Source organism: Malikia spinosa (assembly GCF_002980625.1).
In the GTDB taxonomy this organism is placed as follows: Bacteria; Pseudomonadota; Gammaproteobacteria; order Burkholderiales; family Burkholderiaceae_C; genus Malikia; species Malikia spinosa.
Genome location: NZ_PVLR01000068.1, coordinates 1 through 12,612 on the forward strand (window position 1 = coordinate 1; position 12,612 = coordinate 12,612).

16 protein-coding genes are annotated in these 12,612 nt (G+C 60.4%); 11 read left to right on the top strand and 5 right to left on the bottom strand.

Annotation, left to right across the window (positions count from 1 at the left end; all coding sequences use genetic code 11):
* Window positions 1-126: 126 nt before the first annotated feature.
* From C6P61_RS16800 to C6P61_RS17825, 4 genes are all read right to left on the bottom strand, one after another.
* On the bottom strand, window positions 127-825 hold the full coding sequence (locus tag C6P61_RS16800) for a DUF2202 domain-containing protein (RefSeq protein ID WP_105731061.1): 699 nt from the start codon (window positions 823-825) through the stop codon (window positions 127-129).
* Window positions 826-859: 34 nt separating this feature from the next.
* Window positions 860-1,462 (bottom strand): glycine zipper 2TM domain-containing protein, encoded by a 603-nt coding sequence (locus tag C6P61_RS17815; protein WP_146115085.1) that lies wholly within the window; start codon window positions 1,460-1,462, stop codon window positions 860-862.
* Window positions 1,463-1,523: 61 nt separating this feature from the next.
* A complete protein-coding gene (locus C6P61_RS17820; protein ID WP_146115086.1) occupies window positions 1,524-1,796 on the bottom strand; it encodes a hypothetical protein in 273 nt (90 codons plus the stop codon).
* A gap of 78 nt (window positions 1,797-1,874) precedes the next feature.
* On the bottom strand, window positions 1,875-2,189 hold the full coding sequence (locus C6P61_RS17825) for a hypothetical protein (RefSeq protein ID WP_146115087.1): 315 nt from the start codon (window positions 2,187-2,189) through the stop codon (window positions 1,875-1,877).
* 283 nt (window positions 2,190-2,472) lie between these two features.
* Here C6P61_RS17825 and C6P61_RS16805 point away from each other — a divergent pair, with 283 nt between their 5' ends.
* Window positions 2,473-3,228: a response regulator gene (locus tag C6P61_RS16805; protein WP_105731062.1), complete on the top strand. Its 756-nt coding sequence runs from the start codon at window positions 2,473-2,475 to the stop codon at window positions 3,226-3,228.
* Window positions 3,225-4,532, top strand: coding sequence for an ATP-binding protein (locus C6P61_RS16810; protein ID WP_105731063.1), 1,308 nt, complete (start codon window positions 3,225-3,227; stop codon window positions 4,530-4,532). Before C6P61_RS16805 ends, C6P61_RS16810 begins: the two co-directional genes overlap by 4 nt.
* A gap of 146 nt (window positions 4,533-4,678) precedes the next feature.
* Here C6P61_RS16810 and merR read toward each other — a convergent pair whose 3' ends face one another.
* Entirely contained in the window at window positions 4,679-5,134 is a 456-nt protein-coding gene (gene merR, locus C6P61_RS16815) for a mercury resistance transcriptional regulator MerR (protein ID WP_001166628.1), read from the bottom strand.
* Window positions 5,135-5,205: 71 nt separating this feature from the next.
* Between merR and C6P61_RS16820 the strand changes: the two genes are divergently transcribed.
* The 9 genes from C6P61_RS16820 to C6P61_RS16865 all read left to right on the top strand — a co-directional run bounded on the left by C6P61_RS16820 (window position 5,206) and on the right by C6P61_RS16865 (window position 12,559).
* The gene (locus C6P61_RS16820) at window positions 5,206-5,556 is read left to right on the top strand and encodes a mercuric transport protein MerT (protein WP_001294660.1); all 351 of its coding nucleotides are present in this window, start codon (window positions 5,206-5,208) and stop codon (window positions 5,554-5,556) included.
* Window positions 5,557-5,571: 15 nt separating this feature from the next.
* Complete coding sequence (gene merP / locus C6P61_RS16825; RefSeq protein ID WP_000732276.1) at window positions 5,572-5,847, top strand: mercury resistance system periplasmic binding protein MerP; 276 nt, start codon at window positions 5,572-5,574, stop codon at window positions 5,845-5,847.
* Between the two features lie 27 nt (window positions 5,848-5,874).
* The gene (gene merC, locus C6P61_RS16830; RefSeq protein ID WP_000522993.1) at window positions 5,875-6,282 is read left to right on the top strand and encodes an organomercurial transporter MerC; all 408 of its coding nucleotides are present in this window, start codon (window positions 5,875-5,877) and stop codon (window positions 6,280-6,282) included.
* Window positions 6,283-6,320: 38 nt separating this feature from the next.
* Complete coding sequence (gene merA, locus C6P61_RS16835) at window positions 6,321-8,003, top strand: mercury(II) reductase (RefSeq protein ID WP_003055149.1); 1,683 nt, start codon at window positions 6,321-6,323, stop codon at window positions 8,001-8,003.
* 17 nt (window positions 8,004-8,020) lie between these two features.
* Complete coding sequence (gene merD / locus C6P61_RS16840; protein ID WP_105731064.1) at window positions 8,021-8,386, top strand: mercury resistance co-regulator MerD; 366 nt, start codon at window positions 8,021-8,023, stop codon at window positions 8,384-8,386.
* Window positions 8,383-8,619 (top strand): broad-spectrum mercury transporter MerE, encoded by a 237-nt coding sequence (merE, locus tag C6P61_RS16845; RefSeq protein WP_001087807.1) that lies wholly within the window; start codon window positions 8,383-8,385, stop codon window positions 8,617-8,619. The genes merD and merE overlap by 4 nt, the downstream gene beginning before the upstream one ends.
* 65 nt (window positions 8,620-8,684) lie before the next feature.
* Entirely contained in the window at window positions 8,685-8,897 is a 213-nt protein-coding gene (locus tag C6P61_RS16855) for a DUF3330 domain-containing protein (RefSeq protein WP_000993245.1), read from the top strand.
* A 129-nt stretch (window positions 8,898-9,026) separates the two neighbouring features.
* Window positions 9,027-9,584, top strand: coding sequence for a recombinase family protein (locus C6P61_RS16860; RefSeq protein WP_001162010.1), 558 nt, complete (start codon window positions 9,027-9,029; stop codon window positions 9,582-9,584).
* Window positions 9,585-9,586: 2 nt separating this feature from the next.
* Window positions 9,587-12,559 carry a Tn3 family transposase gene (locus C6P61_RS16865; protein ID WP_105731065.1) on the top strand — a complete coding sequence of 991 codons (2,973 nt, stop codon included), beginning with the start codon at window positions 9,587-9,589 and terminating at the stop codon, window positions 12,557-12,559.
* Window positions 12,560-12,612 lie beyond the last annotated feature (53 nt).

Genomic DNA, 12,612 nt, shown 5'->3' on the forward strand with positions numbered 1-12,612 from the left:
GCTTGAACATCAAGTTCTGAGACTGGCAGCCTGCCCGACCCGTCCTGGTGGCGGGTCGGGCAGCAGCCGCTCAATCGGGTTAAAGAGACCCCGTGGAATCCTGAGCTCGAACAAGCCCTCCACAGGTCAACGCTCGATCGGCGCGCTCACGATCGCGGTGTACGCATCCTGGCTCAAGTACAGCGGCGTGTATGCCGCCCCTTGTTGCGCGAGCGTCTTCGCAAATGATCGCAGGTGGTTCCTCGAACCCTTCATGAGGTTGTCATAGACCAGACGGATGTCCTGGTTGTCGACAGTCTCGAGAGCCGTCTCGATATCGACGATATCCAGCTCTTCAATCTGTGCACCCACCTGCAAGGCTGCGACCAGTGAAGGGGTGCCCTGCACCAGCAGGTCAGAGTAGAGCTGCTGCAGGGTGGCATTGGCAAACACCCCTGCCGACAGATTGGCTGCCGGGTCTGTCAGGCTATAACGCAGGAGCAGTTGTCGAACTGCTTCAGTGTGCGTAGCCTCGCTCTTGGCGATGTTGCCGAATACCTTGACTTGGCCGCCCCATGCCGTGTCCAGTTGGGTGTACACGTCATGTGCCAGCTTTTCTTCTTCCCGCATGTAAGCCAGCGACGTTTTTTCCGCGTCACTCAAATCTTCTAGGGAGAGGGCCGACAGGCTGGTTGCCAGTATGGTGCTGTCAAAGTTGGTTGTGCCATCGGCGTTGACCACGATGGGAGGCCCGCCCTGCGGTGAGGCGTCCTCACCACCACCGCACGCCACCAATGAAAGGGCAGCGACAGTGGCCCATGTTGCGTGAAGAATAGTTTTTTTCATGTGAATTTCCTTGCAGTGAATGAATGTTCAGATTTCAGTGGTGTCCATAAGGGCCTGGCCAGCGACCAAGTCCCCACAGAATCCGCACTGACGGGGTGTAGGCGTAAGGGTGCGTGTACACGGGTTGTTCCACAACGAGGGGGGCCGGTTGCGATGCTGATGGTCCAGGGCCGGCAGGACTCACTTGCAGTGGGATGGTGGCACCGGGATCCGTTGGCCATTCCACGCTGTATGATTTCCCGGCGTATTCGTACACCACTTGGTAGCTGATGGCCTGGTTTTCATAGACTTGCTGCCAGCTGCAGCGCTGAACCTGTTGCAGCTGCGCTGCTGGTTGGTTTTCGATCGTGTCACCCAGCATCGAGCCGCCGACGATACCCAGCATGGTGGCAGCGGCTCGCCCCCCTCCGTCGCCGATGGCATTCCCGATGGCTCCGCCAGCAATGGCGCCCATCAGGGCACCCGCCCCGGACTTGGGTTCTTGTATCGCCACGGTTTCGGTGCGACACACTTGGCGGGGAACCACAACTTGGCGAACGATGGGCGTTGACGACAGCACTTTGCCTGCTTCTTGTGCAATGCTGGGTGTGCTGGCAACTGCCAGCAATGCGACCCATATGTAAGACGATTTCTTCATGACTACCTCGCGTGTTCGGGAGCACACTTCACAGGCCTCCAAACGCAGTGAGACGGTGGAATTACTGAGTGACCGTGGAGGTGGTGGGTGTATGAACGCGAATGCGGTCTCGCAAAGCATCCTCGCCACCGATCTGGGAGGCATCTCGGCCAGGGGATTGACCGCGCTTCTGGCTACCTTGGCCCGCTCCGGAGCCTTGATGACTGCCTGACCCAGCCTGCTGACCTGCGGTTGCGCCGTACTTGTGCATCTTGCGATGTGTCTCTTGCGCATGCGTGGCCGCGCTCAAGCCGATCAGCGCAGCAAGAAGGGCCATGTGTTTCCAGTTCTTCATGCGGGACTCCTCTGCCTTTCAGGACAGCAATATGCGTTTTTCATGGTGTCGACCTTTCTCGGTGAACTTGGACAAGGTTTACCGACCACGACCTGCGCCATGCCGCCCCATCGGCGCTGCGCCTCCACCATGGCTGATGCCACTTTCGGCACGCTGGCCTCGGCGCACCTCGTATCCACTGCCGTACGGCAAGTGCTGAGGCTGTGCTTCGGATGAACGTGTCGGCCAGACGGGTGAAAGATTGCTGCGGTCCACCCCAGTCTGACGCGGCAAGGCCAGGTTCAAGCCAGGCTGTGCGTTGTTGCCAGTCTCGGCAACTTCAGCAGCACCCAAGCCACCGCTGACAAACATCAGCAACAAACCCATCAACGTAGCGTGCAGCAGTTTTCTCATGGTGTGTCGTGTTCGATGGATGTATCGTGCGCCCGCCATGTCGCTGCTGTATGCCGGTACGCGGTTGTTGTGTCATGGTGTGTCGCCTTGTGTCGCGGTTTGTCTCACTGAAAGCATGCTCGCTCTCAAGTGGTACAGTGAATTGACTGGCCCGGACTATGGGGTCTTGTCGGCGAAGGCGCACGGACCGTTGACCTCACCAGACAACTTCGCAGCCGAGGTTTTGGTGTGCTGCGCTCACCTTCTCCCGTCTCCTGACGGTCTCACTGCATAAACTTATCGAATGAGTCAACCTGCCGCGCCATTGGTCTGGATCGTCGATGACGACAGCGACATTCGAGAATTGCTCAGCATCTACCTGAGTCAGAACGGCTTTGAAGTCGGTGTGGCCGAAGGCGGTGCACCCTTGCGCCAAATGTTGAGTCAGTCACGCCCAGATGTTCTGGTGCTGGACTTGATGATGCCTGGCGAAGACGGCCTGTCGTTGACCCGGTTCGTCAAATCACATTGGGATGTGGCCATCCTCATGCTGTCGGCCCGTGGCGAAGAAATGGACCGCATCATTGGCTTGGAGGTAGGCGCTGACGATTACCTACCGAAGCCGTTTGGTCCTCGCGAACTATTAGCCCGACTGCGTGCCTTGTTGCGTCGGCATCCACCACCTTGCACGAGCGCCGAACAAGAGGGCTCCCACCCCACGCATGCGGTGACCACACCATCGCCTGAACAGTGGACATTCGGACCGTTTCGTCTTCATGCAGGCGCGCGGACCCTCAAGCGAGGCGATCAAGACCTGGCCTTGACGACAGCTGAATTCGAACTGCTGCAAGCCCTGGTTCGGCGGCCGCATCGAGTGCTGTCTCGTGACACGCTCATCAGCCTCCTCAAGGGTTATGAACGTGACGCCTTTGACCGCAGCATTGATAACCGTGTCACCCGGCTGCGAAAAAAAATTGAAACCGATCCGGCCGCCCCACGGTACATACGCACCGTGCGCGGTGAGGGGTATTTGTTCAACCCTGAAGGCGGCCAGGCATGAGAGGACGCCGCAGCCTGCTGCGACAGTACACCCTGTGGTTGACCGCCATGTTCGTGCTGTTGGAGCTTGTGCTGGTGATCGTCTTTATGTACTTGCTGGTGCTACCCCTGGCACGCCGCGCGGCCGATGACCTGGCAGGCCTGGTGGTGTTGTCGGCCCAAACCTGGTCCGAACTGCCACCAGAAACCCGCCCAGCCTTTGTAGAGGAACTGCGCACCAGCCACCAGTTGGACATTCGGCCAGCGCAGGCGTACGACGCCTCGCCAGCTCTGCACCCGCCGTTTGTGTACTTGTTCGAGCAAGCCATGAACCGGCGTTTGCCACAGCCCTCGCATTTGATGCCAGAACAAAAAGGGGATGAGCTCTGGTACTGGATCAACATTCCCGTAGGCGGTCAATTGCTGGCCTTGGGCTGGCCAGAAAGCCGCAACGAAAGCCGGCCTGTGGTGGCTTTGGGACTGGGGCTCTTGTTCAGTCTGTGGCTGTCGTGGTGGAGCGCGCGATGGTTGGCCGGTCGTATCGTGCAGCCTCTGTCGTCGTTGAACCACGCCATGATTACCGTGGGGGATGGCGACACCCCCTCCCTGTTACCGGCAGACGGGCCACAGGAATTGGCCGCCGTCATTCACCAGTTCAATGCCATGGTCACTCAGGTGCAAGTGTTGTTGACCACTCGCACGACGATGCTGGCTGGGGTGTCGCATGATTTGCGTACTCCTTTGACGCGGATGAGACTGACACTGGAACTGTTGCGCGACGCGCCCAACCCGGCCCTGTTGGATCGGTTGGAGCGAGAGGTGGAACGGATGAACCAACTGATCTCGCAAGTGATGGAGCTGGCCCGTGGTTTACAGGCTGAACCATCCCAACTGGTGGACATAGTTGCGCTGTTCTCGGCACTGCAGGAAGATTTCAGGGATGACAACACTCCGCTGATGGTTCGCTGTGAGCTGCATCAGCTTTGGGCTGCCCCGATGGCACTGCGCCGGGTACTGAGCAATCTGATTCAGAACGCCCAACGCTACGCCGCTGGCTTTCCGGTGACGCTGGTGTGCGAACAGAGGCCGGAAGGCGTGCGCATCGGTGTGCTGGATCAGGGACCCGGGATTCCGGAAACAGAACTCGACAGGATGCAGCAACCTTTTCAACGGCTGGAGGCGTCACGTAGCCAGGGTACAGGCGGTGTTGGTCTGGGCTTGGCCATTGTGAAGGAACTCGCCAAGGCCAATGGCTGGAGACTGCAGTGGATCAGTCCTCCTGCAGGGGGACTGGAGTGCTGGGTTCAATTGCACCCCGGGGCCTGATGCGCGGTGCTGCTGGCGAGCAGGCGGTATGCTCGCCAGTACATCGGCAATACCTTGACAAGTGTCTTTGGCGGAACTAGGATAGTAATAAATCACTATCTTTACTTCCAGCAGGGGTCGTCTCAGAATTCGGAAAATAAAGCACGCTAAGGCGTAGTCACCCCGTGACTCCCCCGCGCCGATGCAGCGAGCTTCGTTCCGTCTTGCAGTGACGCAATCAGCGGGCAGGAAACGTTCCCTTTCCGCGCATGGCAGGCGCACACCAGTTCAGACAGCACGGCCTCCATGCGTGCCAAGTCGGCCATCTTCTCGCGCACATCCTTGAGCTTGTGCTCGGCCAGGCCGCTGGCTTCCTCGCAATGGGTGCCATCCTCCAGCCGCAGTAGCTCGGCGATTTCGTCCAGGCTAAAGCCCAGCCGCTGGGCCGATTTCACGAACCGCACTCGTGTTACATCCGCCTCGCCATAGCGGCGAATGCTGCCATAGGGCTTGTCTGGCTCCGGCAGCAGGCCCTTGCGCTGGTAGAACCGGATGGTCTCCACATTGACCCCGGCCGCCTTGGCAAAAACGCCAATGGTCAGATTCTCAAAATTAATTTGCATATCGCTTGACTCCGTACATAACTACGGAAGTAAGCTTAAGCTATCCAAACCAAATTTGAAAGGACAAGCGTATGTCTGAACCACAAAACGGGCGCGGCGCGCTCTTCGCCGGTGGGCTGGCCGCCATTCTTGCGTCGGCCTGCTGCCTGGGGCCGCTGGTTTTGATCGCCTTGGGGTTCAGCGGGGCATGGATCGGCAACCTGACGGTGCTGGAACCCTATCGCCCGATCTTCATCGGCGCAGCGCTGGTCGCGCTGTTTTTCGCCTGGCGGCGCATCTACCGCCCGGCGCAAGCCTGCAAACCGGGTGAGGTCTGCGCGATTCCCCAAGTGCGAGCTACTTACAAGCTCATTTTCTGGATCGTGGCCGCGCTGGTCCTGGTCGCGCTCGGATTTCCCTACGTCATGCCATTTTTCTATTAATCACAGGAGTTCATCATGAAAAAACTGTTTGCCGCCCTCGCCCTCGCTGCCGTTGTTGCCCCCGTGTGGGCCGCCACCCAGACCGTCACGCTGTCCGTACCGGGCATGACCTGCTCCACCTGCCCGATCACCGTCAAGAAGGCGATTTCCAAGGTCGAAGGCGTCAGCAAAATTGACGTGACCTTCGAGACACGCGAAGCGGTTGTCACGTTCGATGATGCCAAGACCAGCGTGCAGAAGCTGACCAAGGCAACCGGAGACGCGGGCTATCCGTCCAGCGTCAAGCAGTGAGCCACTGAACCCGAACCTGGGGCGATCATGGGACTGATTACACGCATTGCCGACAAGGCTGGCGCGCTTGGCAGCGTTGTTTCCGCGATGGGATGCGCTGCCTGTTTCCCGGCTATCGCCAGCCTGGGCGCGGCCATCGGCCTTGGCTTTCTACAGGAATACGAAGGGTTGTTTATCTCCAAGCTGCTGCCGCTGTTCGCAGTCGTGGCTTTGCTGGCGAATGCACTGGGCTGGCTGAGTCATCGGCAATGGTACCGCAGCCTGCTCGGGATGGTCGGCCCAGCCATCGTGCTGGCGGCCATGCTCTTGTTTTTTGGCAATTGGTGGACGGCGAACCTCCTCTATGTCGGTCTGGCCTTGATGATCGGGGTGTCGATCTGGGATCTGCTCTCACCGGCCAACCGCCGCTGCGAACTACCACCCAAACACGGCTAACTGCATTGGCAGTTGCCGAAACGAAAAGGAACGATGCAATGTATTTGAATATCACCGGAATGACCTGCGACTCGTGCGCGACACATGTCAAGGACGCCCTGGAGAAAGTGCCGGGCGTGCTGTCGGCGCTCGTGTCCTACCCGAAAGGCTCCGCGCAACTCGCCACCGATCCCGGCACCTCGCCAGAGGCGCTGACCGCCGCTGTGGCCGGCCTCGGCTACAAGGCCACACCCGCCGATGCCCCATCCACTTCAGCGCGGGGCAGACTGCTTGGCAAGGCGCTGGGATGGCTGGGCGGTGGCGACAAGGCTGGTGGTGATGGGGACGGACTGCACGTCGCCGTTATTGGCAGCGGCGGAGCCGCGATGGCGGCGGCGCTGAAGGCCGTCGAGCAAGGTGCGAACGTCACGCTGATCGAGCGCGGCACCATCGGCGGTACTTGCGTCAATGTCGGCTGCGTGCCGTCCAAGATCATGATCCGCGCTGCCCATATCGCCCATTTGCGCCGTGAAAGCCCATTCGACAGTGGCATCGCGGCGACTGTGCCTGCGATTGATCGCAGCAAACTACTGGCCCAGCAGCAGGCGCGCGTCGATGAGCTGCGCCACGCCAAGTACGAAGGCATCCTGGACAGCAACCCGGCCATCACCGTGCTGCATGGTGAAGCGCGTTTCAAGGACGACCAGAGCCTTGCCGTCCGTTTAAACGATGGCGGCGAGCGTGTGGTGGCGTTCGACCGCTGCCTGGTCGCCACGGGTGCCAGCCCGGCCGTGCCGCCGATTCCGGGCCTGAAAGAGTCACCCTACTGGACTTCCACCGAGGCCCTGGTCAGCGACACCATTCCCGAGCGCCTGGCCGTGATCGGCTCGTCTGTGGTGGCGCTGGAACTGGCGCAAGCCTTTGCCCGGCTGGGCAGCAAAGTGACGATCCTGGCACGCAGCACGCTGTTCTTCCGCGAAGACCCGGCCATCGGCGAGGCCGTTACAGCCGCGTTCCGTGCCGAAGGGATCAAGGTATTGGAACACACGCAAGCCAGCCAGGTCGCGCATGTGGACGGCGAATTCGTGCTGACCACCGGGTACGGTGAAATACGCGCCGACCAGCTGCTGGTCGCCACTGGCAGGGCACCGAACACGCGCAGCCTGGCATTGGAAGCGGCGGGAGTCGCTGCCAATGCGCAGGGGGCCATCGTCATCGACAAGGGCATGCGCACCAGTACGCCACACATTTATGCGGCTGGCGACTGCACCGACCAGCCTCAGTTCGTCTATGTGGCGGCAGCGGCCGGCACCCGTGCTGCGATCAACATGACTGGCGGCGATGCGGCCCTGGACCTGACCGCAATGCCGGCCGTGGTGTTCACCGACCCGCAGGTCGCCACCGTGGGCTACAGCGAGGCGGAAGCACATCACGACGGGATCGAGACCGACAGTCGCACCTTGACCTTGGACAACGTGCCGCGTGCGCTTGCCAACTTCGACACACGCGGCTTCATCAAGCTGGTCATCGAGGAAGGTAGCGGACGGCTCATCGGCGTGCAAGCGGTGGCCCCGGAAGCGGGTGAACTGATCCAGACGGCGGTGCTCGCCATTCGCAACCGTATGACCGTGCAGGAACTGGCCGACCAATTGTTCCCCTACCTGACCATGGTCGAAGGGCTGAAGCTCGCGGCGCAGACCTTCAGCAAGGACGTGAAGCAGCTTTCGTGCTGCGCCGGATGAGGAAAAGGAGGTGTTCAATGAGCGCCTACACAGTGTCCCGGCTGGCCCTTGATGCCGGGGTGAGCGTGCATATCGTGCGCGACTACCTGCTGCGCGGATTGCTACGGCCGGTCGCGTGCACCACGGGCGGCTACGGCTTGTTCGATGACACCGCGTTGCAACGGCTGCGCTTTGTACGGGCTGCCTTCGAAGCGGGTATCGGCCTGGACGCACTGGCGCGGCTGTGCCGGGCGCTGGATGCTGCGGACGGTGACGGTGCGTCTGCGCAGCTTGCCGTGTTGCGGCAACTCGTCGAGCGTCGGCGCGAGGCCCTGGCCAGCCTCGAAATGCAACTGGCCGCCATGCCAACCGAACCGACACAGCACGCGGAGAGTCTGCCATGAACAGCCCAGAGCACTTGCCGTCTGAGACGCACAAACCGATCACCGGCTACTTGTGGGGCGCGCTGGCCGTGCTCACCTGTCCCTGCCATTTGCCGATTCTCGCCATTGTGCTAGCCGGCACGACGGCCGGCGCGTTCATCGGGGAGCACTGGGGTATTGCAGCCCTCACGCTGACCGGCTTGTTTGTCCTGTCTGTGACGCGGCTGCTGCGGGCCTTCAAGGGAAGATCATGACCGCTTCCCAGCCAGCCGAGAGTGGGCAGCTTTGAGCTTCGCTACCAATCTGGAGGAGTACCACCATGAACGCAAACGCCCCGAACACTGCCAGTTGCACCACCTGCTGCGTATGCTGCAAAGAAATTCCGCTCGATGCCGCCTTCACCCCGGAAGGCGCGGAATACGTCGAACATTTCTGCGGGCTGGATTGCTATGAACGCTTCCAGGCACGCGCCAAGGCCGCGACAGAATCTGACATTGCGCCTGTCCCTGGCGGTTCGCAGCCGTCAGATTGAGGCATGCCCTAACCTGATGTCAGATGTTGAGCACAAACAACGTCAGAGTAGAGTGTGAATTTATATTTATTGACACATTCAGCCAAGGGTAATAGATTTCATCCTGACATTTTTACCTTTGGAGGCATCTTGCAAGGTCAACGTATCGGCTACGTCCGCGTCAGCAGCTTCGACCAGAATCCTGATCGACAACTGGAACAAATAGAAGTCGGCAAGGTATTCACCGATAAGGCTTCAGGCAAGGACACACAACGTCCCGAACTTGAAAGGCTGCTGGCCTTCGTCCGCGAGGGCGACACCGTGGTGGTGCATAGCATGGACAGGTTGGCACGCAACCTTGATGACCTGCGCCGCATCGTCCAAGGGCTGACACAACGGGGCGTGCGCATGGAGTTCGTCAAAGAAGGGCTGACGTTCACCGGCGAGGACTCACCGATGGCCAATCTGATGCTGTCGGTCATGGGAGCCTTTGCTGAGTTCGAGCGCGCCCTGATCCGCGAACGTCAGCGCGAGGGAATCGTGCTGGCCAAGCAGCGCGGTGCCTACCGGGGACGAAAGAAATCGCTGAACAGCGAACAAATTGCCGAGTTGAAACGGCGAGTTGCGGCAGGCGACCAAAAAACCTTGGTGGCCCGTGACTTCGGCATCAGCCGCGAAACCTTGTACCAGTACCTGCGGGAAGACTGACCATGCCACGCCGCTCAATCCTGTCCGCCACCGAGCGCGAAAGTCTGCTGGCACTGCCAGATGCCAAAGACGAACTGATACGGCACTACACGTTCAACGAAACCGACCTGTCGGTGATCCGTCAGCGTCGCGGCGCCGCGAATCGATTGGGCTTCGCCGTGCAGCTTTGCTACTTGCGATTCCCTGGCATCTTCTTGGGCGTCGATGAACCTCCATTTCCGCCCCTGCTGCGCATGGTGGCCGCACAACTCAAGGTGCCGGTGGAAAGCTGGAACGATTACGGCCAGCGCGAGCAGACACGGCGGGAGCACTTGGTCGAGCTGCAAACGGTGTTTGGATTCAAGCCCTTCACCATGAGTCACTACCGGCAAGCCGTGCATACATTGACCGAACTGGCCTTGCAAACAGACAAAGGCATTGTGCTGGCCAGCACCCTTGTTGAAAACCTGCGGCGGCAGAGCATCATCCTACCCGCCATGAATGCCATCGAGCGCGCAAGCGCCGAGGCCATTACCCGTGCCAACCGGAGCATCCATGCGGCATTGGCCGATTCCTTGATACCTGTCCATCGCCAGCGCCTGGACGAACTGCTCAAGCGCAAGGATGGTAGCAAAATGACGTGGCTAGCGTGGCTGCGCCAATCGCCCGCCAAGCCGAACTCGCGCCACATGCTTGAACACATCGAACGCCTCAAAGCCTGGCAGGCGCTTGACCTACCTGCTGGCATCGAACGGCAGGTACACCAAAACCGCTTGCTCAAGATCGCCCGCGAGGGCGGCCAGATGACGCCCGCCGACCTGGCCAAGTTCGAGTCGCAGCGGCGTTACGCCACCTTGGTAGCACTGGCCATCGAGGGCATGGCCACCGTCACTGATGAAATCATCGACCTTCACGACCGCATCATCGGCAAGCTGTTCAATGCGGCCAAGAACAAGCATCAACAGCAGTTCCAGGCTTCCGGCAAGGCGATCAACGACAAGGTGCGGATGTATGGGCGCATCGGTCAGGCGCTGATTGAAGCCAAACAAAGCGGCGGCGATCCGTTCGCCGCCATCGAAGCGGTCATGCCGTGGGACACCTTCGCCGCCAGCGTCACCGAGGCGCAAACGCTGGCGCGGCCTGCCGATTTTGATTTCCTGCACCATATCGGCGAGAGTTACGCCACGCTGCGCCGCTATGCGCCGCAGTTCCTGGACGTGCTCAAACTGCGCGCCGCGCCCACCGCCAAGGGTGTGCTCGATGCCATCGACGTGCTGCGCGGCATGAACAGCGACAGCGCGCGCAAGGTGCCCGCCGATGCGCCAACCGCATTCATCAAGCCGCGCTGGGCAAAGCTGGTTCTGACCGACGAGGGTATTGACCGGCGTTACTACGAGTTATGCGCCCTGTCGGAGCTGAAGAACGCACTGCGCTCTGGTGATGTTTGGGTGCAGGGTTCGCGCCAGTTCAAGGACTTCGACGAATACCTGGTGCCGATCGAGAAGTTCGCCACCCTGAAGCTGGCCAGCGAATTGCCACTGGCCGTGGCCACCGACTGCGACCAATATCTGCATGACCGACTGGAATTATTGGAGGCGCAACTCGCCACAGTCAACCGCATGGCGGCGACCAACGACTTACCGGATGCCATCATCACCACTGCATCGGGCCTGAAGATCACGCCGCTGGACGCAGCGGTGCCAGACGCCGCGCAAGCCTTGATTGACCAGTCGGCGATGTTGCTGCCGCACCTCAAGATCACCGAGTTGCTGATGGAGGTCGATGAATGGACGGGCTTCACGCGCCACTTCACACACCTGAAGACCGGCGACACGGCCAAGGACAAAACCTTGCTGATGACGACGATTCTGGCTGATGGTATCAATCTTGGGCTCACCAAGATGGCCGAGTCCTGCCCTGGCACCACCTACGCCAAGCTGTCTTGGCTGCAAGCCTGGCACGTTCGCGACGAAACCTATTCGACGGCGCTGGCCGAGCTGGTGAACGCACAGTTTCGACAACCCTTCGCCGGAAACTGGGGCGACGGCACCACGTCATCGTCGGACGGCCAGAACTTCCGAACCGGCAGCAAGGCAGAGAGCACCGGGCATATCAATCCGAAGTATGGAAGTAGCCCTGGGCGGACGTTCTATACCCATATCTCCGACCAATACGCGCCCTTCAGCGCCAAGGTGGTCAACGTCGGCTTGCGCGACTCGACCTATGTGCTCGATGGCCTGCTGTACCACGAGTCTGACTTGCGTATCGAGGAACACTACACCGACACGGCGGGCTTCACCGATCATGTGTTCGGCCTGATGCACTTTCTGGGATTCCGGTTCGCGCCGCGCATCCGCGACCTGGGCGACACCAAGCTGTTCATTCCCAAGGGCGATACTGCCTACGATGCACTCAAGCCGATGATTAGCAGCGACAGGCTGAACATCAAGGCTATTCGCGCTCATTGGGATGAAATCCTACGGCTGGCCACTTCGATCAAGCAGGGCACGGTGACGGCCTCGCTGATGCTGCGCAAGCTCGGCAGCTATCCGCGCCAAAACGGCTTGGCCGTCGCCCTGCGCGAGCTGGGGCGCATCGAGCGCACGCTGTTCATTCTGGATTGGCTGCAAAGCGTGGAGCTGCGCCGCCGCGTCCATGCGGGGCTGAATAAGGGCGAGGCGCGCAACGCGCTGGCCAGGGCGGTCTTCTTCTACCGATTGGGTGAAATCCGCGACCGCAGTTTTGAGCAGCAGCGCTACCGGGCCAGCGGCCTCAATCTGGTGACGGCGGCCATCGTGTTGTGGAACACGGTCTATCTGGAGCGTGCCACCAGTGCTTTGCGTGCCCACGGCAAGGCGCTGGACGACACGTTGCTGCAATATCTGTCACCGCTGGGGTGGGAGCATATCAACCTGACCGGCGATTACCTATGGCGCAGCAGTGCCAAGGTCGGTGCGGGGAAGTTCAGGCCATTGCGACCGCTGCCACCGGCTTAGCGTGCTTTATTTTCCGAATACGAAGGGACTTCCCACTTCCGGGCTACGGCATC